The 25016-nt window shown below is 57.6% G+C and carries 29 protein-coding genes and 1 pseudogene; 8 read left to right on the plus strand and 22 right to left on the minus strand.

Annotated features, from left to right (window positions below; all coding sequences use genetic code 11):
- Nucleotides 1-400: 400 nt before the first annotated feature.
- The 3 genes from A7Q00_RS10965 to A7Q00_RS14205 all read right to left on the minus strand — a co-directional run bounded on the left by A7Q00_RS10965 (nucleotide 401) and on the right by A7Q00_RS14205 (nucleotide 3102).
- On the minus strand, nucleotides 401-1189 hold the full coding sequence (locus A7Q00_RS10965) for a DsbC family protein (RefSeq protein ID WP_064090575.1): 789 nt from the start codon (nucleotides 1187-1189) through the stop codon (nucleotides 401-403).
- Between the two features lie 177 nt (nucleotides 1190-1366).
- Entirely contained in the window at nucleotides 1367-2557 is a 1191-nt protein-coding gene (earP, locus tag A7Q00_RS10970; protein ID WP_064090687.1) for an elongation factor P maturation arginine rhamnosyltransferase EarP, read from the minus strand.
- A gap of 413 nt (nucleotides 2558-2970) precedes the next feature.
- A complete protein-coding gene (locus tag A7Q00_RS14205) occupies nucleotides 2971-3102 on the minus strand; it encodes a hypothetical protein (RefSeq protein ID WP_281179015.1) in 132 nt (43 codons plus the stop codon).
- A gap of 109 nt (nucleotides 3103-3211) precedes the next feature.
- On the opposite strand from A7Q00_RS14205, the gene prmC reads away from it, so the two are divergent.
- A complete protein-coding gene (gene prmC, locus A7Q00_RS10980; RefSeq protein ID WP_064090577.1) occupies nucleotides 3212-4024 on the plus strand; it encodes a peptide chain release factor N(5)-glutamine methyltransferase in 813 nt (270 codons plus the stop codon).
- Between the two features lie 252 nt (nucleotides 4025-4276).
- Here the strand turns inward: prmC and A7Q00_RS10985 are convergent, their stop codons facing one another.
- The 6 genes from A7Q00_RS10985 to rarD form a co-directional block, all read right to left on the minus strand.
- Complete coding sequence (locus A7Q00_RS10985; RefSeq protein ID WP_064090578.1) at nucleotides 4277-5257, minus strand: peptidoglycan DD-metalloendopeptidase family protein; 981 nt, start codon at nucleotides 5255-5257, stop codon at nucleotides 4277-4279.
- Nucleotides 5258-5344: 87 nt separating this feature from the next.
- Nucleotides 5345-6010 carry a protein-L-isoaspartate(D-aspartate) O-methyltransferase gene (locus tag A7Q00_RS10990; RefSeq protein ID WP_064090579.1) on the minus strand — a complete coding sequence of 222 codons (666 nt, stop codon included), beginning with the start codon at nucleotides 6008-6010 and terminating at the stop codon, nucleotides 5345-5347.
- Nucleotides 6007-6762 (minus strand): 5'/3'-nucleotidase SurE, encoded by a 756-nt coding sequence (gene surE, locus A7Q00_RS10995; RefSeq protein WP_064090580.1) that lies wholly within the window; start codon nucleotides 6760-6762, stop codon nucleotides 6007-6009. The genes A7Q00_RS10990 and surE overlap by 4 nt, the downstream gene beginning before the upstream one ends.
- Nucleotides 6763-7042: 280 nt before the next feature.
- Nucleotides 7043-7426: an aspartate 1-decarboxylase gene (gene panD, locus A7Q00_RS11000; RefSeq protein WP_064090581.1), complete on the minus strand. Its 384-nt coding sequence runs from the start codon at nucleotides 7424-7426 to the stop codon at nucleotides 7043-7045.
- A 138-nt stretch (nucleotides 7427-7564) separates the two neighbouring features.
- On the minus strand, nucleotides 7565-8062 hold the full coding sequence (locus tag A7Q00_RS11005; protein WP_064090582.1) for an acyl-CoA thioesterase: 498 nt from the start codon (nucleotides 8060-8062) through the stop codon (nucleotides 7565-7567).
- Between the two features lie 61 nt (nucleotides 8063-8123).
- Nucleotides 8124-9023, minus strand: coding sequence for an EamA family transporter RarD (rarD, locus tag A7Q00_RS11010; RefSeq protein ID WP_179946229.1), 900 nt, complete (start codon nucleotides 9021-9023; stop codon nucleotides 8124-8126).
- A gap of 292 nt (nucleotides 9024-9315) precedes the next feature.
- On the opposite strand from rarD, the gene A7Q00_RS11015 reads away from it, so the two are divergent.
- The 3 genes from A7Q00_RS11015 (at nucleotide 9316) to A7Q00_RS11025 (ending at nucleotide 10468) form a co-directional block, all read left to right on the plus strand.
- Nucleotides 9316-9627, plus strand: a complete 312-nt coding sequence (locus tag A7Q00_RS11015; protein ID WP_064090583.1) for an ElaB/YgaM/YqjD family protein — start codon at nucleotides 9316-9318, stop codon at nucleotides 9625-9627.
- 125 nt (nucleotides 9628-9752) lie between these two features.
- The gene (locus A7Q00_RS11020) at nucleotides 9753-10175 is read left to right on the plus strand and encodes a phage holin family protein (RefSeq protein ID WP_064090584.1); all 423 of its coding nucleotides are present in this window, start codon (nucleotides 9753-9755) and stop codon (nucleotides 10173-10175) included.
- The gene (locus A7Q00_RS11025; RefSeq protein ID WP_064090585.1) at nucleotides 10172-10468 is read left to right on the plus strand and encodes a hypothetical protein; all 297 of its coding nucleotides are present in this window, start codon (nucleotides 10172-10174) and stop codon (nucleotides 10466-10468) included. Before A7Q00_RS11020 ends, A7Q00_RS11025 begins: the two co-directional genes overlap by 4 nt.
- A 268-nt stretch (nucleotides 10469-10736) precedes the next feature.
- Here the strand turns inward: A7Q00_RS11025 and hslV are convergent, their stop codons facing one another.
- The 7 genes from hslV to A7Q00_RS11060 form a co-directional block, all read right to left on the minus strand.
- Entirely contained in the window at nucleotides 10737-11270 is a 534-nt protein-coding gene (gene hslV, locus A7Q00_RS11030; RefSeq protein ID WP_064090586.1) for an ATP-dependent protease subunit HslV, read from the minus strand.
- A 128-nt stretch (nucleotides 11271-11398) separates the two neighbouring features.
- Complete coding sequence (locus tag A7Q00_RS11035; protein ID WP_064090587.1) at nucleotides 11399-12064, minus strand: YiiX/YebB-like N1pC/P60 family cysteine hydrolase; 666 nt, start codon at nucleotides 12062-12064, stop codon at nucleotides 11399-11401.
- A 2-nt stretch (nucleotides 12065-12066) separates the two neighbouring features.
- On the minus strand, nucleotides 12067-12471 hold the full coding sequence (locus tag A7Q00_RS11040) for a DUF4878 domain-containing protein (RefSeq protein ID WP_064090588.1): 405 nt from the start codon (nucleotides 12469-12471) through the stop codon (nucleotides 12067-12069).
- Between the two features lie 219 nt (nucleotides 12472-12690).
- Nucleotides 12691-13464, minus strand: coding sequence for a ParA family protein (locus tag A7Q00_RS11045; protein WP_064090689.1), 774 nt, complete (start codon nucleotides 13462-13464; stop codon nucleotides 12691-12693).
- A 58-nt stretch (nucleotides 13465-13522) separates the two neighbouring features.
- Nucleotides 13523-14152: a 16S rRNA (guanine(527)-N(7))-methyltransferase RsmG gene (gene rsmG / locus A7Q00_RS11050; RefSeq protein ID WP_003824470.1), complete on the minus strand. Its 630-nt coding sequence runs from the start codon at nucleotides 14150-14152 to the stop codon at nucleotides 13523-13525.
- Nucleotides 14153-14270: 118 nt separating this feature from the next.
- A complete protein-coding gene (locus A7Q00_RS11055) occupies nucleotides 14271-14771 on the minus strand; it encodes a PACE efflux transporter (protein ID WP_245637575.1) in 501 nt (166 codons plus the stop codon).
- Between the two features lie 9 nt (nucleotides 14772-14780).
- A complete protein-coding gene (locus A7Q00_RS11060; protein WP_064090589.1) occupies nucleotides 14781-15185 on the minus strand; it encodes a helix-turn-helix domain-containing protein in 405 nt (134 codons plus the stop codon).
- Between the two features lie 328 nt (nucleotides 15186-15513).
- On the opposite strand from A7Q00_RS11060, the gene A7Q00_RS11065 reads away from it, so the two are divergent.
- Together A7Q00_RS11065 and A7Q00_RS11070 are read left to right on the plus strand one after the other, a co-directional pair.
- Complete coding sequence (locus A7Q00_RS11065) at nucleotides 15514-15990, plus strand: DUF2846 domain-containing protein (protein WP_245637576.1); 477 nt, start codon at nucleotides 15514-15516, stop codon at nucleotides 15988-15990.
- Nucleotides 15991-16024: 34 nt separating this feature from the next.
- Nucleotides 16025-16324 (plus strand): hypothetical protein, encoded by a 300-nt coding sequence (locus tag A7Q00_RS11070; protein WP_064090590.1) that lies wholly within the window; start codon nucleotides 16025-16027, stop codon nucleotides 16322-16324.
- Between the two features lie 120 nt (nucleotides 16325-16444).
- Here A7Q00_RS11070 and A7Q00_RS11075 read toward each other — a convergent pair whose 3' ends face one another.
- The 5 genes and pseudogenes from A7Q00_RS11075 to A7Q00_RS11090 form a co-directional block, all read right to left on the minus strand.
- A complete protein-coding gene (locus A7Q00_RS11075; protein ID WP_064090591.1) occupies nucleotides 16445-17503 on the minus strand; it encodes an AI-2E family transporter in 1059 nt (352 codons plus the stop codon).
- A 272-nt stretch (nucleotides 17504-17775) separates the two neighbouring features.
- Nucleotides 17776-17888, minus strand: a pseudogene (locus A7Q00_RS13760) (IS5/IS1182 family transposase); the annotation flags it as partial.
- 65 nt (nucleotides 17889-17953) lie between these two features.
- Nucleotides 17954-18415 (minus strand): protein-export chaperone SecB, encoded by a 462-nt coding sequence (gene secB, locus A7Q00_RS11080; protein ID WP_064090592.1) that lies wholly within the window; start codon nucleotides 18413-18415, stop codon nucleotides 17954-17956.
- A gap of 153 nt (nucleotides 18416-18568) precedes the next feature.
- Nucleotides 18569-19996: a D-alanyl-D-alanine carboxypeptidase/D-alanyl-D-alanine endopeptidase gene (gene dacB, locus A7Q00_RS11085; protein WP_064090593.1), complete on the minus strand. Its 1428-nt coding sequence runs from the start codon at nucleotides 19994-19996 to the stop codon at nucleotides 18569-18571.
- A 187-nt stretch (nucleotides 19997-20183) separates the two neighbouring features.
- Nucleotides 20184-20879, minus strand: coding sequence for an OmpA family protein (locus A7Q00_RS11090; protein ID WP_064090594.1), 696 nt, complete (start codon nucleotides 20877-20879; stop codon nucleotides 20184-20186).
- A 443-nt stretch (nucleotides 20880-21322) separates the two neighbouring features.
- Here A7Q00_RS11090 and A7Q00_RS11100 point away from each other — a divergent pair, with 443 nt between their 5' ends.
- Together A7Q00_RS11100 and mtgA are read left to right on the plus strand one after the other, a co-directional pair.
- Complete coding sequence (locus tag A7Q00_RS11100) at nucleotides 21323-22267, plus strand: LysR substrate-binding domain-containing protein (protein ID WP_064090596.1); 945 nt, start codon at nucleotides 21323-21325, stop codon at nucleotides 22265-22267.
- Nucleotides 22268-22449: 182 nt separating this feature from the next.
- Nucleotides 22450-23220, plus strand: a complete 771-nt coding sequence (mtgA, locus tag A7Q00_RS11105) for a monofunctional biosynthetic peptidoglycan transglycosylase (protein WP_218915565.1) — start codon at nucleotides 22450-22452, stop codon at nucleotides 23218-23220.
- A gap of 106 nt (nucleotides 23221-23326) precedes the next feature.
- On the opposite strand, the gene A7Q00_RS11110 is transcribed toward mtgA, so the two are convergent.
- Nucleotides 23327-24784, minus strand: coding sequence for a surface lipoprotein assembly modifier (locus A7Q00_RS11110; RefSeq protein WP_064090597.1), 1458 nt, complete (start codon nucleotides 24782-24784; stop codon nucleotides 23327-23329).
- Between the last annotated feature and the right edge of the window lie 232 nt (nucleotides 24785-25016).

Below are 25016 nucleotides of genomic sequence, written 5' to 3' on the forward strand. Positions count from 1 at the left end.
CTGGGCGGCAGATTAAAAGTAGAATGCTAAGCCGTTGGCCGACTGCTTTTCCCCCTTGCTCAGGCCACCTGAAAAAAGCACAGGCTGTTTTTCAAGCCGAAAAACAGCCGCAGGGCGGGCAATCCGTTGCCGGTTCGGATACCGGGGCAGGTTCGTTTTCAGGCAGGTATAGTGAATTAAAATAAGAATGCTACAGCGTTGGCTCGCCTTGCCGTATTGCTCATACTGTCTGCGGCTCGCCGCCTTGTCCCATTCTTATTTTAATCCACTATAAATCCGCTTCTGCAAGGCTTGTGCTAATCTGCGCCCCCAACTGCATTCCAAAGCAACAGGCTGCCCGAAAACCGGAAAATGGTTTTCGGGCAGCCTGTTGTTGCTTTGCAAGCTATCGGTATCAGCCTTATTTCTGGTTGGCTTCCAATACTTTTTGCAATTCTTCTTTCGGCATATAGCCTGCCATCACCTTACCGTTGGGGAACACTACGGTGGGGGTGCCGTTGAAGCCGTAGCGGTTGCCCAGCGCCATGGTTTCTTTCACCGGGTTTTCGCAGCCGGCGGATTCGGGCGGCACGGTGCCTTTGCGCATCCATTCGGTCCAGGCGGCGGTGCGGTTGGGGCTGCACCAAATGCGCACGGCTTTGGCTTCGGCGGAGGGGTGTAGGCTGGGGATGGGCATCATGAAGTTGTAGATGGTGAGGTCGGTCATCTGCTCGAATTCTTTTTCCAAACGGCGGCAGAAGGGGCAGTCGGGGTCGGAGAACACGGCCACTTTCAGCTTGCCGTTGCCGCGCACTTCTTTAATGGCGGAATCGAGCGGCAGGGTGGAGAAATCGATGCGGTTGAGCTCTTCGCGGCGGGTTTCGGAAAGGTTGCTGCGTTTGTTCACATCAATCAAATCGCCGGTAAACATATAGTTGCCGTCGGCAGTCATGTACACCAGCTGGTTGCCGGAAAGGAACACTTCATACAGGCCGCTGACGGGGGCGGGGGTAACGCTCAACACTTCCAGGTCTTGGTCGCCGTAGGTTTGGATGAGCTTGTTGCGGATAACGGCTTCTGGGCTGCCGGCAGGCGCGGAGGCGGCCGAAGCGGCAGCCCCGGAAGCGTTTTGCTGCACGGCGGGCTGGGCGTTGCAGGCGGCCAGAGGCAGCAATGCGGCCAGCAAAATGGCGGAGAGGGTGTGCTTCATGGGTTTGTTCTCATTAGGTGGTTGTTAAAACAGGGGCGCATTATACCGAAATCTGCGCGGGCGGGCTTTTGCGGCGTGTAAATCATTTTGTTGCCCGGATTGGTTTTCAGGTAGCCTTTTAAAGGCTACCTGAAAGTTGTTTTGTTTGAGCAGCGTTTGGGCGGCAGCAATGTACTTTCAACCCACCAGCTCCGGCCAACGCGCCAGCACGCGCTCTACGGCATCGGGCTGGCGCAGTAGTTTGCCCTGCCATTGCTCGGCAGCCTGCCGCCATTGCGGCAGCTGTTGCAGCAGCTGCCGCCAGCTTTCGGTGCGGGCGGCGGGCGTGAGCGCGGCGGCGTGGTTCAAGTCGTCGGAAAGGGCTTGGTGGGCGGCAGGCAGCGGGGCAAACGCGGCGGCTTTATGCCAAAAGGCGTGCAGCTTGGGCAGGTGTGCCTGCTCGGCTTGCGGATAGATGTGCCACAGCAGGGGCTTGCCGGCGAGCTGGGCGCGCACGAAGCTGTCTTCGCCGCGCACGATGGCCATATCGGCCAGCCACAGCACGGCGTCAAATTCGGCCTGCGGCACAAAGCCGATGCGGATCAGCCGCACCGCGCCATCCTGCCACACGCTGCCGGGCTCGCGCAGGGCATGCTCGGGAATCGCGCCGGCTTGGTGCAGGCTGTGGATAATTTGCCGGTCGGCCAGCCATACGTCTAAGGCTTCGCCCGCTGCCTGCCAGGCGGCGAGCCAATCGGCCCATTGTGCGCCGGCATAGCCGAAGCAGAAACATTGCACGGCGCGGCGCGGGGTTTCAGGTAGCCCCAAGCGGCGGCGCAAGGCGGCTTGGGCGGCGGGGTTGGCGAGAAAGGCCTGCTGTTTTTTCAGGTAGCCTGCTTCGCGCAGGAGGCCGCCGCTGGTTTCGCTAAAACCCATCAGCCAGAAATATTTCTCCGTGCCGTCGGCTTGCAGCGAAGGCTTGCCGTGCATGGCTTCCGCCCAAGGTTCGGCGCTGAGGTACTCCCAATTGAGCCACAGCTGGCGGTGTGTGCGGACGGCGGCCAGCGCGGCGGGGGGCAAATCGCAGCCGAAGGTTTCGATGACTAAGGCGGGCGCAACTGCAGCCAATTCGGCCGCGATGCTTTCGGCCGCATCGCCCTGCCAATGGTGCGCCCGAATTGCGGCAGGCAGCGGGGCTTCGCCGAGCAGTTTGGCCAGCGCGGCGGGACGGTCGTGCCAGAGGGCTACCTGAAAACCGGCTTCGTTCAACCGGCGTGCCAGCCGCAGGGAAACGCCGATGTCGCCGTAGTTGTCGATTACGCGGCAAAACAACCAGGCGGCGGGCGGGGTGTCGGTATGTTTGGGTGGAAAAAACGGGGTTGATGGCACGATAAATCTTTCGCTGGGCAAATTCTCAGACAGGACGGCAATTTACGTTAGCTACGCGCCCTGTCAAGCGTTTTGGCGGAAATTTTTTTGGTTTTCCCACAAGAGGCTAAGGAAGCCGCTTTCGGATTGGCATAAAGGCTCAAATCTGCCGCTTGACAAGTTTCGCTTTCATTTAAGATATTGATATCTATATATTTTATAAAAATTGGCCATTTTTTACGCAACCTAAGCCAAGGCCTGATTTATCAGGAAATCTTACGCTTCCCACAGGGTTTTCCACAAAGTTTTCCACAGCTTTTGTGGGTAAGGAATAAAGCTGCGATAGCCGCGTTTTTTTGGCAGATTATTGCCTGCGGCAGATGGGTGGACGGCTCGGAGACGATGCTGTTCCCGCACGAGCAGTCGACCAAGTTTCAGGTAGCCTTGCGCATTGCTGCACCACTCAATGACGACGGCAAAAATGGCCTGTTGGGCAGGGAAAAGCGTTTCCAAGCTTGCGGGAGCTGGAGGCTACCTGAAAATGCCGCTTCAATGGCGATCATCATTTTTAGCTTGGCTAGAAACTGCAGCCGAGTCGACGCTTTCAGGTAGCCTTTTGCCGCGCCGCCGTTTCGGCTACCATAGCCGCCGTTTTATTGATTTAAAGAAGCAATCATGACTTTCCAACAATGGCTCGATGCCTGCCGACTGCCCCGCCTGGAAGCGCGGCTGCTGGTGGAAGCCGTGTGCCGCATCACTCATGTGCGGCTCATTAGCCGCAGCGGCGATGAATTGCCGCAGCCGCAACGCGCCGTGCTCGACATGCTGGCCGCGCGCCGCCGCCGTGGCGAGCCGATGGCCTATCTGCTCGGCAGCCGCGAGTTCTACGGCAGAAGTTTCCGCGTGTCGCCCGCCGTGCTGATTCCGCGCCCCGAAACCGAGCTTTTGGTGGAAGCCGCGCTTGCCCGCCTGCCCCCGGGCGGGCGGCTGTGGGATTTGGGCTGCGGCAGCGGCATCATCGGCCTTACCGTGGCGCTGGAGCGCCCCGATGCCGCCGTGCGCGCTTCCGACATCAGCCCGGATGCGCTGGCCGTGGCGCAAGCCAATGCCGCCGCGCTGGGCGCAAGCATCGAATGGGCGCAAGGCTCATGGTTTGCGGCTCTGCCCGCGACAGAAGGCTTGTTCGACGTCATCGCCAGCAATCCGCCCTACATCGAAGCCGGAGACGAGCATTTGCAGCAAGGCGACCTGCGCTTCGAGCCCGCCGCCGCGCTCACCGATTTTGCCGACGGCCTCAGCCACATCCGCACCCTCGCCGCCCAAGCCCAAGGCTACCTGAAACCCGGCGGCTGGCTATTGCTGGAACACGGCTGGAACCAAGGCGAAGCCGTGCGCGGCATATTGGCCGAACACGGCTGGCAGCAGGTGGAAACCCTGCGCGACTTGGCCGGGCTGGATAGGGTGAGTATTGGGCGGAAGGCGGTATAGCCAACCCGCTTTGACGGCCTTGGCTTGCCCTTGGTATGGGCAGTATTCCGCCATACACGGAAATATAGTGAATTAACAAAAACCAGTACGGCGTTGCCTCGCCTTGCCGTACTACCTGTACTGTCTGCGGCTCGCCGCCTTGTCCTGATTTTTGTTAATCCACTATAACAGGCTTTATTTTGTCGGCGCATTCAAAAGGCTACCTGAAAACCGGTTTGCAGTTTTCAGGTAGCCTTTGTTTCGCCCGAGGGATTAGTTCGGAATGTATTGCAGCGGGTCTACCGGCTGGCCGTTTTTGCGCAGCTCGAAGTGCAGCTGCACGCGCTGGCTGTCGCTGTTGCCCATGGTGGCAATGCTTTGGCCGCGCCGCACGGTTTGGCCTTCTCGCACGAGCAGGCGCTGGTTGTGGCCGTAGGCGGTGAGGTAGGTTTGGTTGTGCTGCACAATGATGAGGTTGCCGTAGCCGCGCAGGCCGGAACCGCTGTACACCACTTTGCCGTCGGCAGCGGCCACAACGGGCTGGCCGGCGGTGCCGCCGATGTTGATGCCTTTTTCACTGCCGCCGAAACGGGTGAGGATGTTGCCGGCGGTGGGGCGCTGCCAAGTGATGCCGGCGGCGCTGCGGGTGCTGCCGGATACGGAAGGCGTGGCGGCGGGGGTGGCCGCAGTGTTAGCCGACGGGGCGGGAGTGGGCGTCGGCGCAGGGGTGGTACGCGGCGGAGTAGCGGGCGGCGGGGTTTGCGCGGTGGCGGGCGGGGTGTAGCCGGCGGGCTTCACGCGCAATACTTGGCCGATGTTGATGTTGTTGTCGGACAGATTGTTCCAAGCGCGCAGATTGTCTTGGCTGATGCGGTAGCGCAGGGCGATGTTATACACGGTGTCGCCGCGCACCACGGTGTGCTGGACGGCGTTCACGTCCACCGGAGCGTAAGACGGAGTGTAGCCGCTGCCGCCGGCAGGAGCGGCACTGGCTGCGGGCGGGGTATAGGGAGCGGGCGCAGCAGCGGGCGGAGAGTAGGGGGTAGTGTTGGCGGCTTGGGTGGCGGCAGGCGGGCTGTAGGGTTGCGCGCCGTAGGGATTGTTGTCGGCCGCGGCGGTATTGCCGCCGTAGTTGTTGCCGTAGTCGGCACCGTTGCCTGACACCACTGGGGCGGGGGGCTGGGTGAGGGCGCAAGCGCCAAGGAAAACGGTGAGGGCGAGGGGAAGGGTGCGGAAGGTAAACAATTGATTCATGGGGATGCGGGCTTTCTGTGCACGGAAACAGCACAATCATAAGCAATCCGTGCGCTTTCATGCAAGGTTGGGCGGCGTTTATCGCGGTTAAGTTCCGTTAATCAGCGGTACAAAGCGGGCTTCATGCACGCAAGTTTCCTGAAAGCCGTGGGCGGTTTTTTCGATGAGCCACAGGTATTGCTGCCCGCCTTCGTCCAGCGGGATCACCATGCGGCCGCCCACGGCGAGCTGTTGCAGCAGGGGGAGCGGCACTTCGGCGGGCGCGGCGGTGACAAGGATACCGTTGAACGGGGCGACTTCGGGCAGGCCGAGGTAGCCGTCGCCGCACACCAGCCGCGTGCCGCCGAGCAAACGGGCGGTGCGCAGGTTGTGTTTGGCTTTTTCGTGCAGCGCCTGCAGCCGTTCCACCGAATAAATCTGCTTGAGCCCCACGGCTTGCAGCACGGCGGTTTGGTAGCCGCAGCCGGTGCCGATTTCCAGCACCGGGCCGAAGTTTTCCGCTGCCGCATCGCCGAGCATGAGCTGGGTCATCACGGCCACGGTGTAGGGCTGGGAAATGGTTTGCCCCAGCCCCAATGGCAGCGACATATCGTCATAGGCGCGCGAGCGCAGGGCTTCTTCCACAAACACATGGCGTGGTACGTTGCCCATGGCGGCGAGCACGTCGGCGCGGCCGATGCCCATTTTGGCCAGCCGTTGCACCATATTGCGCCGCCGCCAATCAAAGCTGCCGCCGGTGTGTGCTGCGTTCATCGTGCGGTGTCCTGCCAGAATTGTGCCGCGCCGCCTAGGCCTGCGTGGTCGGTTAAATCCACGGAGAGCGGGGTAACCGTAATCATGCCGGCTTCGTTTTGCGCGAAATCGGTGTCTTCTTCGCGGCCGAGCACTTCGCCGGCTGCGCCGATCCAATACACATTCTCGCCGCGCGGGCTGCGGGCGGCCACCACGCTTTGCTGATGATGCCGCCGCCCCAGGCGCACGGTGGCGATGCCTTGGATTTGGTTTTCCAGCACGGCGGGGATGTTGACGTTCCACAGCACGGGCGCGGCGGGCTTGGGTGCGGCGAACAGATGGGTGAGCAGCCGCCACACGGCCTGTTCGGCGGTACGCCAATAGCGGCCGCTTTTGTCGTTGAGCGAAAAGGCGATGGCGGGAATGCCGAGCAGATAGGCTTCGGTGGCGGCGGCCACGGTGCCGGAGTAGAGGGTGTCGTCGCCCATATTGGCGCCGTGGTTGATGCCGGAAAATACCCAGTCGGGCTGGAAATCGGGCAGGCTGTGCAGGGCGAGGTGGATGCAGTCGGTGGGCGTGCCGTCGACAAAATAGAAGCCGTTGGCGGCTTCCTGAATGCGCAGCGGGCGGTCGAGTGTGAGCGAATTGCTGGCGCCGCTGCGGTTGCGCTCGGGGGCGACCACGCGCACGTTGGCAAATTCGGCGGCCACCCGGGTGAGGATGGCGAGGCCTTCGGCTTGGTAGCCGTCGTCGTTGCTGATGAGGATATTCATGGTTGGCTTGGGGCTACCTGAAAACAGGTGGTTTGGGGGTTTCAGGTAGCCCGTAAATAGAGCAGCGGGCTACCTGAAACTCGGTTGGGGATTCGGGCCTTGTTGAAGCGGCCGCTTTGGCTACACAAAATCCAAGCCCGGCATTGCCGAGGCATTGCTTTCAGGTAGCCTTTGGGGTTTATATAGTGAATTAACAAAAATCAGGACAAGGCGACGAGCCGCAGGCAGTACAAATAGTACGGCAAGGCGAGGCAACGCTGTACTGGTTTTTGTTAATCCACTATAAAACGGTATTGGCCGGTTCGTAGTCGATAACGTCGCGGATTTTGTTTTGCGCGTCCACCAGCACCACTTTCGGCCGGTGCGCGGCGATTTCCGGCTCGGAGAGCAAAACGTACGACATGATGATCACCACGTCGCCCGGCTGCACCAGCCGCGCCGCCGCGCCGTTGAGGCAGATTTCGCCGCTGCCGCGTCCGCCGGCGATGGTGTAGGTTTCCAGCCGCTCGCCGTTGTTGTTGTTCACAATCTGCACTTTCTCGTTCACGCAGATGCCCGCCGCATCGAGCAGATCCAAATCCACGGTGATGCTGCCTACATAGTTTAAATCGGCGCGGGTAACGGTGGCGCGGTGGATTTTGCCGCCCAGCAAAGTTCGGAACATATCGGGAATCCTGGAAAAAAGCGGTATTTTATCGCAAGCGGTGCGCGGGCTGAAGGCTGCCGGTTATTTTCAGGTAGCCTTTTGCGCCCGTGCCGGTTTGCCGGGCATTTCTGCCCGGCCTGTAAGTTTCAGGTAGCCTTATTCCGCTTCGCAGCCGCAGGAAAGGGAGGCGGAGGCTTGCAGGCTGAGCTGTTTGCGCTGCAGCGCTTTTTCGTGGCGGCAGCGCTGGCGTTCGCTGGTGATTTGCAGCGGCGGCACGGGCACGGGCTTGCCGTTTTCCACGGCCACCATGGTGAAGTAGCAGCTGTTGGTGTGGCGCACCTGGCCGGTGCGGATGTTTTGCGCTTCCACGCGGATGCCGACTTCCATCGAAGTGCGGCCGGTGTAGTTGACGCTGGCATAGAACGTTACCAGCTCGCCAACATGAATCGGCTCTTTAAACAATACTTTGTCCACAGACAGGGTAACGCAGTAGTGCCCGCTGTAGCGGCTGGCGCAGGAATAGGCCACCTGGTCGAGCAGGAGCAACAGCTCGCCGCCGTGCACATTGCCGCTGAAATTGGCGGTGTTGGGCATCATCAGTTCGGACATCACCAGTTCGTGCGCGGGCAGCTGGCGGGTTTGGGATTCGGTCATGGTGTTCCTCGGTGTATGGGAGTGGAAAATTATTCTATGCTATTAATACAGCATGGTTTGATTAAACTTGTTTATGACGCGATTGCTGCATGCTGCGCCAGCCGTTGGCCACCAGAAGCAGCAGCCCCGCCCAAATCAGGCCGTAGGTGATGTAGGCCGAGGGCTGCACCGGCGTTTTCAACACCAACACCGCCAGCAAAAACAGCAAGGCCGGCTCGACATAGCTGAGCATACCGAACAAATTAACCGGCAGCAGCAGCCCCGATTTCAGGTTGAGCGACATTGACACCGCGCTGGCCATGCCCAGCAGCGGCAGCAGCAGCCAATAGCGCGGCTCGCCCAGCACCCATGCCGTCATATCCGCGTGCCACAGCAGATAGGCCAGCGCGAAGGGCAGGATCAGGGTTAAATCCAGCGTGAGCCCTTGCAGGGCGGGGATTTTCATCTCGCGGCGGTAGAGGTAGTACACCGGATACGCCAGGCACACCCACAGCGTGGTCCACGAAAAAGCCTGTTGCGTCCATATTTCGTGCGCCACGCCCAAGCCCGCCAGCACCAGCGCCGCCGTTTGCAGGCCGTTGAGCCGCTCCTTGAGCCAAAACCGCCCCGCCAGCACCATCACCACCGGAAACAGGAAATAGCCCATCGCCACGTTCACGCCCTCGTTATTGACCGGCGCCCACATAAACAGCCAAAACTGGCTGGCCACATCCAGCGTGCCCAACAAAAACAGCAGCCAACGGCGGCGGCTGTTCAAATGCGTGCGCACAAAGCGCAGCATGGCCGGCAGGCCGATGAGGCGCAGCGTGATCAGCCACAGCCCCGCCGCCATCACCACCATGCGCAGTGCGAACACATCCGTGCCGCTAATCGGCTGCATCCAATGGCTAAACAAATACAGCACACTAAACAGCAGCTGCGACAGCAGGCACAACACCACGCCTTTGCTCAAATCCGACACAAACACTCCGGGGGATGAATACAGAAAATCTTGATTATATAATGGATTAACACTATTCGATACTAATCGGCCGAAGGCTGGCCCACGGTGTGGCAAAAGTGAAATCAAACCGCCCTATCGGCTTACCGCATACGATGCAGGGTTTCAGGCAGCCTCAGGCAGGGCGGGAAAGGCTACCTGAAAAGATGGCGGTATATTTTTCAGGTAGCCTTGATAAACCATTCCGTTGCTCCATATAAACCCAAGCGGCAGCCAGAACGCTGCTCCCCCAACCTAATCAGGAGACGAAAACATGAGTAAAGATTTTGACCAGCAGAAAGAAGAACTCTTGCAAGAAGTGCGCGCCGTGCTCGACGACGTGGAAGAGCTGTACCACAGCAGCGTTGAAGAAGGCAGCAAAGAAGCCGAGCAGCTGCGCGGCAAGCTGCAGCGCAAATTGCAGGCCGCCCAGCGCAAATTGGGCGATTTTGAAGAAGTGGCTGCCGAGCGCGTGAAACAGACCGCCCGCCAGGCCGACCAACTGGTGCAAGACAAACCCTACTACGCCATGGGCTTCGCCGCCCTCGCCGGTTTGGTCGTGGGAGTGCTGCTTAACCGCCGTTAATGCTTGCCACCCGGCCGCCCGCCCCGCCATGTGCAGGCGGGCGTTTTATCGTTGCACCAAATTAGGCATAAAATAGCGTTGCCCGCCTATTTGGCACCCCTATCCCATCCGAACGGGAGCGCCGCATGAGCCTCAAACACAACATCAACCACATCCGCTTCCTCATCAACCAAGGTGCGGATCTCTTGCTGCTGCGCCTGCAAATCCTCGGCATCGACCTGTCCGGCCAAGCCGCCAGCTTCATCAAAATCACCGCCGCCCTGCTCGCGGGCAGCGTGTTATTGCTCGCCGCCCTGGTCAGCCTCTTTTTCGGCCTCGATGCCGTCTTGCCCGTACACATCAAAATCTGGGTGTTTTTCAGCCTGCCCGTGCTGCTCCTGCTTATCGCTTGGCTTCTGCTCGCCCGCGCCCTGTCCGGCTGGCGGCAGGCCGGTGTTCAGGTAGCCTCCACCCTTGCCGACATGCGCCGCGACCTCGATACCCTGCGCGGCCATACCGCCAGTGTAAACACCCAGCCTGCCGACACCGCGCCGGAGCAGACCGAATGAATCCTCAGCCCCAGCAGCCGCTCAGCAAGGCACAGCAGCGCGAACTGCTCGCCCTGCAGGCCGAACTCGCCCGCCTGAAAATCCACAGCGAACAGCTGCGCCAACAAAGCCGAAACCGCGCCAACAAGCCCATCGACTGGCTCAAACTGGCCGATAGCCTGCCCTTGGCCATGCTGCTGTGGCAGGCCGCCGTCTTGCCCGCCGCCAAACAACGCCAACTGCTGCCCAAATTCGGCCGCCTGCTGTGGCGCTGGTGGAGTAGTGAGCCGGAGAAAGGGAAAAAAGGAAAATAAATAGCTGGTTTGGTGGTAAAGGCTACCTGAAAACGATGAGCCGATTATTTTCAGGTAGCCTTATTTCGATGCCGATATTCAATTCAAACTGATGACTGCGCTTGGGCGTTTGCTATTTGAGCCAGCCTGCGCATTTGCCGCAGGCTACCTGAAACCTAGCCCTTCCAACCATAGACAAGCTGCAAGCATGTTGGCGCCAAACGGCAAAGGCTACCTGAAAACGGTTCAAACCGGTTTTCAGGTAGCTTTTCTTATATTCGGCCGGTGCTTAGAGCGTTTCCACCGTGTGCTGGTCGTTGGTGTAGATGCAGATACTGCCGGCGATTTCCAGCGCTTTTTTCACCACGGTTTCGGGCGGCAGCTCGGTGTTTTCCACCAGTGCACGGGCGGCGGCTTGGGCGTAGGAGCCGCCGCTGCCGATGGCGGCGATGCCGCCTTCCGGTTCGAGCACGTCGCCGTTGCCGGTGATGATGAGGGTGTTGTCTTTATCGGCCACAATCAGCATGGCTTCGAGGTGGCGCAGGGCGCGGTCGGTGCGCCATTCTTTGGCCAGCTCGATGGCGGATACGGTGAGCCGGCCTTGGTGTTTCTGCAATTTGGCTTCAAAAAGCTCAATCAGCGTAAACGCATCGGCCGTGCCGCCGGCAAACCCGGCCAAAACGGTGTTGTTATACAGTTTGCGCACTTTGCGCGCGGTGGCTTTGATGATGGTGTTGCCCAGGCTGACTTGGCCGTCGCCGCCGATGGCGACTTGGCCGCCCCGGCGCACGGAAACGATGGTGGTGCCGTCGAATTGCTGCATGGTGCTTCCTTTTTGAAACGGTTGGGAATAGGCGGCAGATTAGGGCGGCGGCGCGGATTTCAATTTTTCAGGTAGCCTCAAGGCGGGATGAGGCTACCTGAAAACAGTTGGTAGCTAGGCTTGTTGCTTTAGCGGGCATCGGCAGGGGCTTGGGCGGGGATGACGGCGAGCCATTCGATGTCGCTTTGGGCGAAGGCTTCGGGGAAGAGGTATTCGCCGCGAAATACGGCCAGGTCGATATTTTGCCAGGGCGGATTGAAGGCGGGCGCTTGGGTGCGCACGGCGTCGAGCAGGAGGATGGTGCAGTAGTAGGGCTGTTCGGCGCGGGCGGTGAGACGGAAGGGGCGGCCGGCCTGGGCGGCGGCGTGGTGGGCGCTGGCGCGGCGTTGTTCGGGGCTGAGGAAGCGGGGGCGGGCGTAGGCGGTTTGCAAGGAGAGGCGGGGCGCGGCAAATTCGGCCAGCGGGGTGAGCAGGACTTGGTTGGGATGGGTGGGGTCGTCGTCGGTGGTGGCGTGGGCAATCCATACTTCGGGCTGGGTTTGCACCACGATGCCGATGTGGGAGAAGCGGCTGCGGCTGAGCTCGCGGATGAGGCGGCTGTCGGTGGCGGTGCCGTGGCGGAATACCCAGTCGCCTTCCTGCAGGAGGCCGTTTGAGGGCAGGACGGCGGTGCGGGCAGGCAGCGGCGCATCGGCGGTGAGGCTACCTGAAAAGGCCGGGCGGCCGGCAAAAAAGATTGCCGCACATGCTGCAATCAGCAGGCAGGCGGCAATCTGGATGAGGCGGCGGCGCATGGTTAGAAAACTTGTACTTTCCAGTTGCCGTCTATTTTAATCAGCCGCACGCGGTCGGAGGTGGATTCGCCGTTGCCGAATTCGATGGCGAGCTTCACGCGGGCGCGGTTTGGGTCTTGCTGGTCGATTTCGGCGGGTTCGGCGGTGATGTTTTTCACGCCGCCGCGCGCTTCGGCTTTGGCTTTCACTTCGGCGGCAGAGGAGCGCATTTTGCCTTCTACCATTTCTTTTTCGCCGGGTTTGGCATCGGCGGGGATATAGAGCATGGCCACCACGGCGTCGCCGTTGCCGTTGTAGGCGTCGCGGATAAATTGTTCGGCGGTTTTCTCGGGCGTGCCGCCGCCGGAACAGGCGGCAATAAACAGGGTGAGGGCAAAGACGGCAAGGGCTTTAAACAGGGTGCGCATGGGCATCTCCGTGTGGGTGGTTGGGAAAACGGGACTTTACAAAGCGGGGCAGGGCTTGTCAAACGGGGTTTCAGGTAGCCTGTGGCCAGGCAGCTTAACTTTCGCGCCGGCATTGCTGTGTTTGAGCGGATGCGGATAGGGTTTTTGCACGGGCAACGGTTTGCCCGCCCTACGGGAAAAAGGCTACCTGAAATTTTCAGGTAGCCTTTCTTTCTGATTTTAAGCCGCTTTGCAGCGGGCGATGACTTCGTCGGCCAGTTCCAAATAGGCGATGCTGCCTTTGGCTTTGGGGTCGTAGGCCAGGGCGGGCATGCCGTGGCTGGGGGCTTCGGCCAGGCGCACGTTGCGCGGGATGATGGTGTTGAACACGAGGCGGGAGAAGTGTTTTTCCAGCTGCTCGCCTACTTCCAGCGACAGGCGGCTTTGCGGGTTGTACATGGTGCGCACGATGCCGAGGATGTCGAGTTTGGGATTGATGGCTTTGCGGATTTTGCGCACGGTGGCGATGAGGTCGGAAATGCCTTCGAGGGCGTAGTATTCGCACACCATGGGCACGATGAGGCGGTCGGCGGCCACGAGGCCGTTGAGGGTAAGCAGGGTGAGGGTGGGCGGGCAGTCGATGAGGATGTAGTCGTATTCGGGCAAAAGCGGCTTGATGGCGGTTTTGAGGCGCATCTCGCGGGCAATTTCCTGAATCAGCTCCACTTCGGCACCGGCCAGGGAGCGGTTGGCGCCGAGGATGTGGTAGCGGCCGTGCGGGCTTTTGAGGCGGGAATCGGCGGCTGCGGCCTGCTCGAGCAGCACTTGATAGGTGCCGTTGCTCAGGCTGCTTTTGTCGATGCCGCTGCCGGTGGTGGCGTTGCCCTGCGGATCAAGATCCACCACCAGCACACGCTGTTTGCGTTCGGCCAGGGAGGCGGCCAGATTGACGGCGGTGGTGGTTTTGCCCACGCCGCCTTTTTGGTTGGCTATGGCGATAACGGTAGCGCTCATCATCCGGCCTTTCTACGGGAAGGGTTGGGAAAACTGGAAATTCGGGCTAATTTCGGCTTCATGCACGCTTGGGGCGCATGATCACCATATGCCGCTCGGCTTCCAGCATGGGCACGTCGAGCTTATCGGCAGACACCACTTCGATATTCGCGGGCAGCTGCTCGATTTCTTCGTAGGGATACACGCCTTTCATGGCGGCCCAGTAGCCGTTTTCGTTGAGCAGGTGTTTGGTGAGCGCGGCAAAATCGGCCAGCTCGGCAAAGGCGCGGCTGGTGACCACGTCCACTTTTTTATCGTAGATGGTTTCCACACGGCCGGCGGCCACGGTAACGTTGCTCAAGCCTAGCTCGATCACGGTTTGCTGCAGGAAGGCGGTTTTTTTGGTGTTGGCATCGAGCAGGGTGATTTGCAGGTCGGGGCGGCAGATGGCGGTGGGAATGCCGGGCATGCCGCCGCCGGAGCCTACGTCCATCAGGGTTTTCGCCTCTTTCACATAGGGCAGCAGGGTGAGGCTGTCGAGAATGTGGCGGCTGATGATTTGGTCGTTGCGGCGCAGGGCGGTGAGGTTGTAAGTGCGGTTCCACTTTTGCAGCAGCGAGGCGTGTTCGAGTAGCAAAAGCTGCTGGGCGGTGGAAAGGTTGAGGCCGAGGGCGGCAAGGCCTTCTTGCAGTTGTTGTTTGTTGTCCATAAATTGCGGTTTCGGATAAAGATTAGGGCTACCTGAAAAGGGATTCGGCTGTTTCAGGTAGCCTGTTGGAATGTTAGGCGGATTTTACTCCATCTATACCAAGAATAAAATCTGGCGGCTAGGAAACCTTGTGCCGATTGGCCAGCCAATAGGCGCGGATGTGGTCGAACGCCCAGTTGTAGGCCAGGGAATAGAGCACAATCAAGAGGGTGAGGCTGATGTCGGTGAGCAGCGCCTGCCACAGCGTAATGTGCAGAAACCAGGCAATCAGCGGCGTGGTGAAAAACAGCAGCCCGCCTTCAAACGCGCCGGTTTGCAGCATCCGCACGCCCCAGCCGCGCCGCTCGCGCCGGCCGGTGAAGATTTTGTCGAAACCCCAGTTGAACAGGAAATTCCACACCATCGCCGTTACCGACACCGCCACGCTCATGCCGAACGCCGTGCCGGCATGGGAAAGCCCGAACAGCAGCACGGCCGCAGCAGAAATCAGCACCGCGCCGGTTTCAAACATCAGGGCATGGATAAAACGCTCGAAGAAGCTCACGATTCGGCTCGCGTGGGGGAGGGGCAATATTATAACGCAGGGGCTACCTGAAAGTTTCAGGTAGCCTCTTTGCATGCTGATAAACTATTTTTGCATGGCATCCAGCAGCCGCTGCAATGCGTCGATTTCATTATCTTTTTGCCGGATGATTTGGTCTTTATAGGAAAGCAGCTCCTGCGCATGCCCAATGCTGAGCTTGAGTTTCTCAATTTCGGCGGTCAGGCTTTCCGGCTGGCCGTAGTAGTTGGCGTTGCTGCCGCTGTTTTCTCCAATCAGGCAAACTAAACCTTTGCCGTCGGTGGTAATCAATTCGGCAATATCTATTTTAAAGATGGCAGCCAGTTTTTCCAGTTTGGCTAAATCCAATTTACTCTCGTCCCTCTCCAGCCGCGAATAGCTGCTTTTTGAAATATTCAAACGTTCGGCCATGTCTTCCTGAGACCAATTGTTCAGTTCGCGCAAGGCGCGGATTTTATCACTTACCGCCATGATGATGCCGTTCTATGTAGTTGGGATTTAAAGCCGAAAATCGGTTGGAAAAACCGATTTTCCCGATTGAGTCCGCCAAGGGCGTAAGGATATTATCTCGATTGTTGGTGGTTGGCAAATCTGTGTAAAGAAATACAAGGCTGCACAGGCTGCCGCTTTCATAATGAAGATACCTTTATTCTTTTACCTTGCCTGAGAATTATGAAGAACACGAAGAAATTGATGAATATTGTGGTGCTGTGCTTGATGACACTGATGATGACGGGCTGTATCTCGTTTAAGCTGATTTAAGAGGTAATTTGTTATTAACTGATTTTCAAGGAATATCATGACTATGAGTTTCAAAAAGTTTGCCCCGGCCATTATGGCTGTTTTACTTGCTTCCGGCTGTACTTCGGTCAGTATGAGCGATATAGCCAGCGCCAACCATGCCAAGGAATTTAACCCTCCCCGCGAAGGAATGTCAGGCCTGTATGTGTATCGGGAAGGCTTCTTAGGAGGGGCTTTGCGCAAAGACATTTGGGTGGATAAAGTATGCTTGGGCGAATCTGCACCCAATGTGTTTTTCTTTACCGAGGTGAAGGGTAACGAAACCCATACAATTGCAACCGAATCCGAATTTTCTCCTAATGAACTGACGCTGGCTACCGAAGCAGGCAAAAACTACTTTGTGCGCCAATACATGAAAATGGGTGTGTTTGTGGGTGGAGCCGGATTGGAGGCTGTAGATGAAGCACAAGGCAAAGCGGCAGTACAGCGCTTGGGCATGGCTTTGCCCGGAAATTGCAGCAGGGAGTTGAAATAAGAAACAGGCTACCTGAAAATTTTCAGGTAGCCTGTTGCAGGCATTAAAACCAACTTTTGCATTTCTTCAAATTTTGTACCTGTGCAAGGAACTGAAAATAAAAAAATCAACACTCTGCATCTTGGCTGCTTTGGCTCTTCAAGCCTGCGTTGTCCGTACCCCTTCCCCTGCCATTTCTTCCAGCGTTATTGAAGCTGACGGGAAAAATGGGAATTTGATAAGTATCGACGGCTCTTTCTGTGGCGTACTCTGTGAAAAACTGGCGTTGGAGAAGGCTCAGGAAGTATGCCCGGCCGGCTTATGCAATCAAGAGCTCTTCCAGACAGGACATTAACCATATCAATATGGTCATCCGTTGCCAAAAACCAAATTAACTCAACCATCTGAAAATATAATTAAAGGCTACCTGAAAAAATTTCAGGTAGCCTTTGATATTTTATGTAGCCTTTGCCCTTCAAATCAGCCCCGCCTGCTTCAACTCGTTTTTCAAATAAGCATAATACACGGGCGAGATGATGATGCCGCCGATGCCGAAAATGCGTTCGAACACCACCATCACCAGCAATAATTCCCATGCGCTCGATTCGATTTGCGAGCCGATGATTTTGGCGTTGAGGAAATATTCCAGCTTGTGCACCACCACCAAAAACACCAGCGAAGCCGCGGCCACATAGAGCGACGCGCCCAGGCTGAGGATGATGATAACCGTGTTGGACACCAAATTACCGGCCACCGGCACCAGCCCCACTACAAAGGCAATCACCAGCACGGTGAGGCGGAAAGGCAGTTCCACGCCGAAGGCGGGCAGAATCAGATACAGATAAACAGCGGTAACGGCGGTGTCGATTAGAGAGATTTTCACTTGGGCGATAAACACGCGCTCGAAGCTGGTTTGGAAGTTGGTAATGCGCCGCACCAGCTGGGCTTTGAATGGCGGCATCTGATGGCGGCTGCGGCGGGTGTTGAGGCGGTGGAAGCTGAGCAGCGCGCCGATAATCACGCCGATGAGCACGTACACGAAGGAGGTGAAGCTGTTTTTGCTGATGCGGGTGAGCGTGGCGCCGTATTCGGTGAGCAGTTCGGCGGCGGCGGCTTTGATTTCGGCCAGATTTTCGGGCAGCATATTCAAAATGGTGGGCGGCAGCTCGCCGCTGTTTTTGGTGTCGGCCAGGATGGCGGCGAGCTTGGCCAGCATCACGGTGATGTGCCCGCTGTGAATCAGGCGGTACACGCCCAGTGCCATTAGGGTGATGGCTAAGAGCACTAGGCTGATGGTGAGCGTGGCGGACATGAAGTTGATGTTGCGCACATTGAGCGAGCGGTGCAGGAAGGTGTTGTGCGGCAGCAGGCGGTGGCGCATCCACAGAATCAGGCCGTTGGTGCGGTTGATGAAAATGTAGGTGAGGATGATGGAGAGCAGCAGCGGCAGGAAGCGGAAATACAGGATAACCAGCAGGGCGGCGGCCATCAGGATGTAGGAGGCGGTGCGGAATTTGGCGGGTTCGGTGTGCATGATGTGACGGTGTGTGATGAGGATGGGCTACCTGAAAAACGGGAGTTGGGTTTCAGGTAGCCTTTAAACGGCGGATTATAGCGCGATGGGCGGAGAGCTAGGTTTGGCCGTTCTGCTAAAACCAGAATTTCTTGGTTGGGCTACCTGAATAAGGAAGCTGGATACGGGGTTTTCAATTTGCATTTTATACATAGCGGATTAAATTTAAGGATGAGGCAAGGCGGCCAGCCACAGGCAGCACACGTAAGGCAGGCCAATGCGGCAGCGTTTTATAGTGAATTAAATTTAAACCAGTACAGCGTTGGCTCGCCTTGCCGTACTATCTGTACTGTCTGCGGCTCGCCGCCTTGTCCTGATTTAAATTTAATCCACTATATTTTATCCGCTATAAAACAAAAAACAGGCTATGGTTTTCCCTGCCATAGCCTGTTTGCCTTGTCCGGCCTCGAATTAAGCGTTGCCGGCAGCCGGAGCGTTGGCGGCGGCTTGTTGCTGTTCGTACATGGCTTCGAAGTTGATCGGCATCAATACCACGGGCGGGAAGCCGGCGCGGGTGATGCAGGAAGACACGGCTTCGCGGGCATAGGGGTAGAGGATGTTCGGGCAGGCAATACCGAGCAATACTTTCACGTCCTGCTCGGGAATGTGTGCCAAACGGAAAATGCCGCTCTGCGCCACTTCGTTCAGGAACAATACTTTGCCATCGGGCAGCTTGGCGGTAACGGTTACGGTAACGGTTACTTCGTGGTGTTCTTCTTCCAGTTGCTTAGAATCGGTGTGTACTTGGATTTCCACGTTCGGCGCATCTTGGCTGAGGAATACTTCCGGTGCGTGCGGCACTTCCAAAGACAAATCTTTTACATACAGTCTTTCTACGTTGAAAATCGGTTGCTGTTGTTCTTGTTCGCTCATGGTTTACTCCTGAGAAAAGGGGTGGAAAAATCAAAATGGTGATATGGCGGATTGATCCGCTATAAACTGCGTTAGGCTACCTGAAAATGCCCCGCTTTGCCAGCTTTTCCTTGTGGGATAAGGTATGCGGCAGCTTTCCCGCTGCATGGCCAATTATTGGGCGGGTATGGTTTGCATGTTATCCAATACATCGGCATCGTGCACAATCCGGCGCACCATGGCATCCATATCGGGCAGGTAGCCGCCGGAACGGTGGCTGTTAATAATCACCACCACAGCCAGCTTGCGCCCATTGGGCGGCAGCCAGTAGCCGGCCAGCGCGCGCACGTCGCGAAGGGTGCCGGTTTTCATGCGCAGCGAGCGGCCGAGCTGGCGGAAGCGGCCGCGTAGGGTGCCGTCAGTGCCGGCAATCGGCAGGGTGTGGATGAAAGTATCACGGAAGGGAGAGCGGTAGGCTTGAAACAGCATGCTGCCGAGAAAACGGGCGGTAAGCCGCTCGCGGCGGGAAAGGCCGGAACCGTTTTCCAGCACCAGCGCTTCGTCGTCCAACCCGGCCGAAACCAGCTGCCGCCGCACGGCGGCTTCGGCGTTCTGCACGCTGTGCGGGCCGTTTTCCTGATGACCGAGTGTGAGGAAAACCGTTCGTGCAATCAGGTTGTTGGAGTGTTTGTTCATGTCGGTCAGCACCTCGCTCAGCGGCTTGGAAAAGTGCGTGGCCAAAATGCGGCTGTTGCCGGGGGCAGCTCCCCGGCCAAAGCCATAGAGGCCGCCCAAGCCCTGCGCAAGCCAATGGCCGCGAAAACTTTCTTCGGCAAATCGCGCGGCATCGAACAAATTGATAAACATTTTCTCGCCCATACAAGCAGCCGGCAGGCGGCCACGAAATACCAGCATGCCGTTTTCAAATTTGGCGGAAACATGATTGGAAAGCTTGCCGCAGCGGCCGTTGGTTTCAGTGAGTTGGCTGAGATCGGTTTGAATACCGTAGAGTGGCGGATTGAGTAGGAAAACAGGCTGCCCGGATTCATTGCGGGCGGCAGTAATCCAAAGGGATTTGTAGGCAATCATGTGGGGGTCGGGCGGCACCACGAAGCTTTCGTCTGCATCGTTTTCAAAACCTTCCGCACCGGCAAGGCTGCCCCAAACGCGCCGATCCAGTACCACTTTGCCGTTTAACGACATAATGCCCTGCCGCACCAGCTGCTGCTGCATATCCAACAAATCGGGCTGGTCGAAAGAGGGGTCGCCGCTGCCTATCCAATATAAATCGCCCTGCAGAGAGCCATTGGCCACCGTGCCGCTGCTGCGCCACTGGGTTTGCCAGCGGTAATCACCACCCAATCCGCGCAAGGCGGCGAAGGTGGTGACCAATTTCATGGTGGATGCAGGATTCATGGAAGCATCGGCCCGATGCGCAAGCAGGATTTGCCCGCTATCGAGGTCTTGCACATAAACGGCTACTTCATCCGGCTGGATATGGCCGAAGTCGATGGCAAAGGCTACCTGAAAATAGAAGAAGAGCACGAATGCTAATAGCAGGCGAGAACAGTATTGGCAGAGAAGTAGGAGTTTTTCCAGCATAAGATTATTTTTAATAAAATATTTTCCAGCAGGCGAATTTTGCGCCATCGCACCTATATAGGCAATGGGAGATGTAGTGCAAGCAGCTATTTCTTTAAGTTATCTCTAGCTACAAGTAGTATGCACGAAAAAACCGGACTTTGTATAAAGTCCGGTTTTTCAGTATTAAACGCTAATTAGTTAGCGATTACTGAGCAGGCTGTTCAACCAGAGTACGGATACGAACGTCTACGCGGCGATCCGGCTCAATACATGCAATCAGAGCGCTACGTTTACGGGCGGCAGAAACGCGACGACCCAAGTTGCGAACTTCCTGCTGACACTGTTCGGTCATCTTAGCTTGAGACTCGCCCAAGCCAACAGCAGAGATTTTCTCAGCTGGTACACCGCGACCAACCAAGTACTCGCTAACAGTGTTAGCACGACGCTCAGACAAGCGTTGGTTGTAGGCATCGCTACCCATAAAGTCAGTGTTACCTTCAACACGTACAGATTGCACATTGCTGCCGGTCAGGCGCTGAGCCAGTTCATCCAGAGTAGTGCGAGCTTCAGGACGCAGATTGAATTTGTCAAAACCAAACAGGAATTTGGATGACAGAGATACCAGCTCTTCGCGTACTTGCGGTTCGGCAGGAGCAGGAGGAGCTTCCGGTTGACGGTCGCCGCACTCTACCAAGCCCAAGCGATCCACTTCGCCGTTCAAGAAGCTGTTTTCCCAACATTCGTGAGCACCGTTGGGCTCATAGTTGGAGCGAACCACTTCGCGAGACTGCTGGCTGATGGTGTAGCCGTATTTTTCATTGTTGAAGCTGCTGTCCGCCATGGCGGCACCGGAAGCAACCAAGGCCAAGAACAAAGCGCCTAATTTAAGCTGTTTGGTCATGTTATTCCCTCATCAAAAAGTTTGTTATGCGCAGACTTGGCAAGCTTTGCAGCATGCCGGCCTTCACAAAAATCACCATATACGGACCGCCCAAATACTGCGGTAATCCAAATATATTCGGGGTGTCACTATAAAAAACCGTGCCCGAACTGTCAATAAGGAATTGGCTACCCGCTGCACGGGCGCCTCCGTTTCCTATGTGCTCAATCATGCCCAAAATTACCCTAGCTGTCAGCAGGATAATGGCAAAAGGAAGGGATATTTCCTCATAAGTTGCTAAAAAGCAACAAATCCCGCCGAAAATTACCGGCATGCGGCAAAATAACGATGGCGGGCTATGATACTATCCAGCCCTTACCGGTTTCGGGTGGAACCGGTGATTTCGGCGGCACTTTGGCGGTTGGCCTGTCGCATAAATCCGACAAATATCACTTGGATGCACCATGAAACTGCAACAGCTGCGCTATTTTTTGGAGGTTTACCGCTGCAATCTGAATATTTCGGAGGCGGCGGAAATTTTGTTCACTTCCCAGCCGGGCATTTCCAAGCAAATAAAACTGCTGGAAGACGAGCTGGGCGTGCAATTGTTTGTGCGGCACGGCAAACGCATTGTGGCGGTTACGCCGCCGGGGCAGGCCGTGCTGGAAATTGCCGAGCGCATCTTCCGCGACGTGCAGAGCATCCGCAACATCGGCACGGAGTTTGCCGAACAGGACAGCGGCCGCCTCACGATCGCCACCACCTACACCCAAGCGCGGCATGTGCTGCCGCCGGTGGTGGCCGAGTTTTTCCGGCGGTATCCGAAAGTGGGCTTGTCGCTGCTGCCTGCCGAGCCTTCGGCGGTAGACAGGATGGTGGCCGAGGGTTTGGCCGATTTCGCCATCAATTCGGAAGCGGACGCACGCCATTCCGAGCTGCGCCACATCAGCGCGCGGGCTTGGAACCGCTGTGTGCTGGTGCCGCAGGGGCACGCGCTGGCGGGCAAAGGGCGCATCGGTTTGGCGGATTTGTCGTCTGTGCCGCTTATCGGCTACACCGATGCCGAACAGGATACGGCTTTGCAGCAGGCCTTTGCCGGCAGCGGGCTCGCCCTGCCTCAGGTGGCGCTTTCCAGCATGGACGCGGGCGTGATTAAAACCTATGTGCGTGCCGGTTTGGGCGTGGGACTGGTGGCCGACACGGCCTACGACCCGCAGCGCGATGCCGATTTGGTTTGCCTGCCTGCCGATCATCTGTTTAAGCCAGCTTTCACCTATATCGTGGTGCGGCAGGATGCCTATCTGCGCAATTATGCCTATGATTTCATGCAGCTCTATCTGCCCAGTCTCACCCGCAAACGCATCGAGCAGGCGCTATACGAACCCATCCGCGAAGACTTCTCGATTTAACGGTTGGCTGTTTCGCCCCAGCCTTGTGCCAGCCAGGTTGGATCCGATGTTTTCAGGTAGCCTGCCGGCCATACTGAAAGGCTACCTGAAACGGTGTCTTGGCAAAGCCAAAACGCAAGCTTCACCAAACTTAAAACCGGATTCCTTTATAATCGCCCCGTCTTGCCACGATTGATTTGCCGATGGATACCCAGCCCACCGAACTCGTTTCCAGCCCCGTCCCCCAGCCCGCCCCCGCTGCCCCGCCCGCTAAAAAACGCCCCGGCCTGCTGCGCCGCTGGTTTAAACGCTTGATGTGGGGCATCGTCCTCTTCCTGCTGGGCTTCCACCTGCTGGTTTTCCTGCTCTTGGCCTATTGGAAAGGCCAGCCCGTGCACACCAGCGCCTTTATGTTGCGCCACAATCTCTCCACCTTCTCCCGCGTGCAGCAAACCTGGGTGGACGACAGCCAAATCGCCCGCGTGGTGAAACAGGCGGCCATCGCCAGCGAAGACGCCCAATTCAGCAACCACGACGGCTTCGACTGGAACGGCATCGAACACGCCATGCGCCGCAACCAGCGCAGCGGCACCATCCGCGCCGGCGGCTCCACCATCAGCCAGCAGCTGGCCAAAAACCTGTTTTTATTTGCCGAGCGCTCCTATATTCGCAAAGCCGAAGAAGCCGTGATTACCGTGATGATGGAAAAAATGTGGAGCAAAGAGCGCATCCTCACCGTGTATCTGAACGTGGCCGAATTCGGCGAAGGCATCTACGGCATCGAAGCCGCCGCCCAGCATTATTACCACAAGCCGGCATCCGGCCTGCGCGCCGGCGAGGCCGCCTCCCTCATCGCCATGTTGCCCAACCCCAAATACTTCCAACAACACCGCAACGACCGCCGCCTGCGCAACAAAACCCGCATCATCCTGCGCCGCATGGGCAGCGCCGATTTGCCGCCGGACGAAGAATAGTTTGGTATTTATTAATCACAAAGGCTACCTGAAAACCCCCTTCCGTTTTTCAGGTAGCCTTTATCATGCAGTGCATGGATGCAGTATTTCAATATGTCTCCTATGTTCAAAACCGACGTTCCACTTCGATGAACCATTGGCGGCTGCGGCGTTGGTAGAGTTCCGGAATATTGCTGTTGATGTTCAGATGGCGGTAGGTTAGGCGGGGCATCAGGCCATGCCATTGCAGTTTGGGATGCCACAACGACAAGTTGAGCTGGGTTTCACGGTCGGAGCGCACCACGGGGAAAAAGAAGTGCGTTTGGCGGAACTGCCGCCTGCCCAAGCGGATGTCTGCACGCAGGCCGAATTGCGGCCATTCCCGCATCAGCCCGAAGCGGATGCCGCGTCGGACGGAGGCTTCCGACGGGTCGCGGGTTTGGTGTTCCAGCCAGTCTAAACCGATATAAAGCAGGCTGTTTGCGATGGGCATCCAGGCGGCGGTAGCGGTTAATTGGGTTTGCGGGCCGTTGTAGCTTTGTGCAACGTTTTTGCTGCGGTAATGCCGCCAACTGCGGGCGGCCATCACGCTGATTTGCCATTTTGAGCCGATTTGGCGGCTGTATTGCCCCTGTATGCCGTATTGGCGGCTGTATGGGCTGCCGGAAAACCAGCCGTACTCCATATAAGGCTGTATCTGCCAGCTGCTGCGGATATTGCGGAAGCGGTAACCAGCCTGCATACGTAGGTTTTCTTCGTTGTACTCGCGCCGATCCCAGTAAAACACACCGTCCAAACCAACACCGCCGGTGAGGAAGTGGTTGCCGCCAATGTTCACGGATCGGTCGAGCGCGGTACTGTAACGCAGGCCGGTGGCTTTCTGGGGCAATGAGGCTTCATCGCGCACCCACACGCGTGAGCCCAAGCGCAGTTCGTGGGCAGAGGAGGCGTTATTGACGTTGTCGTTCCGTTCGTATTGCAGCGAGGCATCGGCCTGCCACGCCTGCCGTTTTTGCATGGCTTGGCGGTATTGCGCCACCAGTTGTTTTGCTTCCGGCAGCAGGTCGGACTGTTCCAATTGTTCGGCCTGTTGATCGGCCTGGCGGTATTGGTGGTTTTCAAACAGCATCGCCATGTAGTCGAACCGGACATAAGACAGTTCCGGTCGCCGCTGCACAATGGCGGCATAATGCCCGATTGCCTGCTCAAGCTTGCCTTGCCCGCGCAACAACGCCCCTTTGCCGTAATCGTACAAAACGGTATCGTGGTTCGGCATGGTGCGGTACAAATCCAGCAGGTCGGCCAGCAAATCCCATTGGTGGCTGAGGATGGCCTGATTGATCAGGTGTTCGGTCAGGGCGGGATTGGCGCGCAGGTCGGTTTCGGTCAGGTGCTTGGAGGGTTGAGTGCCGCTTTGGGGTGTTTTCGGGGTGATGCTGCCATCCGTTTGCATGGGCTGGGGCGGCTGCGGCCATGGCGGATTGTCATCGTGCGGCACGAGGGTGGTCGGCGCGGCAATCGTGCCGAGCGGAAGGCTGAGCAGGCACAGTGCCAGAATGGTGGGATGGCGGAAGATGGGTATCATGGCGGCTGAAACAAAAAATGTGGCGGGCAGGCGTTGGATTTAATGGCGGCTACAGGCTACCTGAAAACGCTATCGGGGCTGTTTTCAGGTAGCCTGTAGCCGGTTTTATAGCAGGTTAAAATCGCAATGCTACGGCTTTGACCCGCCTTGACGTACTTTTCTGTACGACTTCCGACCCGCTGCTTTGTATCATTTATTTTCATCCGCTATATCTCGCTGCTTTATCGTGTTT

Origin of the sequence: Eikenella halliae (assembly GCF_001648475.1) — a bacterium.
Taxonomy (GTDB): domain Bacteria; phylum Pseudomonadota; class Gammaproteobacteria; order Burkholderiales; family Neisseriaceae; genus Eikenella; species Eikenella halliae.

What these genes read in the sequence shown, in the direction of transcription:
- panD (WP_064090581.1), bottom strand. Translation starts at nt 7,426, where the DNA reads ATGTTCCGAACTTTGCTGGGCGGCAAAATCCACCGCGCCACCGTTACC.
- A7Q00_RS11055 (WP_245637575.1), bottom strand. Translation starts at nt 14,771, where the DNA reads ATGCAAAGAGGCTACCTGAAACTTTCAGGTAGCCCCTGCGTTATAATA.
- surE (WP_064090580.1), bottom strand. Translation starts at nt 6,762, where the DNA reads ATGAATATCCTCATCAGCAACGACGACGGCTACCAAGCCGAAGGCCTC.
- rsmG (WP_003824470.1), bottom strand. Translation starts at nt 14,152, where the DNA reads ATGGACAACAAACAACAACTGCAAGAAGGCCTTGCCGCCCTCGGCCTC.
- A7Q00_RS11015 (WP_064090583.1), top strand. Translation starts at nt 9,316, where the DNA reads ATGAGTAAAGATTTTGACCAGCAGAAAGAAGAACTCTTGCAAGAAGTG.
- A7Q00_RS11035 (WP_064090587.1), bottom strand. Translation starts at nt 12,064, where the DNA reads ATGCGCCGCCGCCTCATCCAGATTGCCGCCTGCCTGCTGATTGCAGCA.
- A7Q00_RS11005 (WP_064090582.1), bottom strand. Translation starts at nt 8,062, where the DNA reads ATGACCGAATCCCAAACCCGCCAGCTGCCCGCGCACGAACTGGTGATG.
- A7Q00_RS11020 (WP_064090584.1), top strand. Translation starts at nt 9,753, where the DNA reads ATGAGCCTCAAACACAACATCAACCACATCCGCTTCCTCATCAACCAA.
- A7Q00_RS11040 (WP_064090588.1), bottom strand. Translation starts at nt 12,471, where the DNA reads ATGCGCACCCTGTTTAAAGCCCTTGCCGTCTTTGCCCTCACCCTGTTT.
- dacB (WP_064090593.1), bottom strand. Translation starts at nt 19,996, where the DNA reads ATGCTGGAAAAACTCCTACTTCTCTGCCAATACTGTTCTCGCCTGCTA.
- A7Q00_RS11075 (WP_064090591.1), bottom strand. Translation starts at nt 17,503, where the DNA reads ATGCACACCGAACCCGCCAAATTCCGCACCGCCTCCTACATCCTGATG.
- A7Q00_RS11060 (WP_064090589.1), bottom strand. Translation starts at nt 15,185, where the DNA reads ATGGCGGTAAGTGATAAAATCCGCGCCTTGCGCGAACTGAACAATTGG.
- mtgA (WP_218915565.1), top strand. Translation starts at nt 22,450, where the DNA reads ATGGATACCCAGCCCACCGAACTCGTTTCCAGCCCCGTCCCCCAGCCC.
- A7Q00_RS11045 (WP_064090689.1), bottom strand. Translation starts at nt 13,464, where the DNA reads ATGAGCGCTACCGTTATCGCCATAGCCAACCAAAAAGGCGGCGTGGGC.
- A7Q00_RS11110 (WP_064090597.1), bottom strand. Translation starts at nt 24,784, where the DNA reads ATGATACCCATCTTCCGCCATCCCACCATTCTGGCACTGTGCCTGCTC.
- A7Q00_RS10985 (WP_064090578.1), bottom strand. Translation starts at nt 5,257, where the DNA reads ATGAATCAATTGTTTACCTTCCGCACCCTTCCCCTCGCCCTCACCGTT.
- prmC (WP_064090577.1), top strand. Translation starts at nt 3,212, where the DNA reads ATGACTTTCCAACAATGGCTCGATGCCTGCCGACTGCCCCGCCTGGAA.
- A7Q00_RS11065 (WP_245637576.1), top strand. Translation starts at nt 15,514, where the DNA reads ATGACTATGAGTTTCAAAAAGTTTGCCCCGGCCATTATGGCTGTTTTA.
- secB (WP_064090592.1), bottom strand. Translation starts at nt 18,415, where the DNA reads ATGAGCGAACAAGAACAACAGCAACCGATTTTCAACGTAGAAAGACTG.
- A7Q00_RS10990 (WP_064090579.1), bottom strand. Translation starts at nt 6,010, where the DNA reads ATGAACGCAGCACACACCGGCGGCAGCTTTGATTGGCGGCGGCGCAAT.
- A7Q00_RS11100 (WP_064090596.1), top strand. Translation starts at nt 21,323, where the DNA reads ATGAAACTGCAACAGCTGCGCTATTTTTTGGAGGTTTACCGCTGCAAT.
- A7Q00_RS14205 (WP_281179015.1), bottom strand. Translation starts at nt 3,102, where the DNA reads ATGATGATCGCCATTGAAGCGGCATTTTCAGGTAGCCTCCAGCTCCCG.
- A7Q00_RS11025 (WP_064090585.1), top strand. Translation starts at nt 10,172, where the DNA reads ATGAATCCTCAGCCCCAGCAGCCGCTCAGCAAGGCACAGCAGCGCGAA.
- A7Q00_RS10965 (WP_064090575.1), bottom strand. Translation starts at nt 1,189, where the DNA reads ATGAAGCACACCCTCTCCGCCATTTTGCTGGCCGCATTGCTGCCTCTG.
- hslV (WP_064090586.1), bottom strand. Translation starts at nt 11,270, where the DNA reads ATGCAGCAATTCGACGGCACCACCATCGTTTCCGTGCGCCGGGGCGGC.
- A7Q00_RS11090 (WP_064090594.1), bottom strand. Translation starts at nt 20,879, where the DNA reads ATGACCAAACAGCTTAAATTAGGCGCTTTGTTCTTGGCCTTGGTTGCT.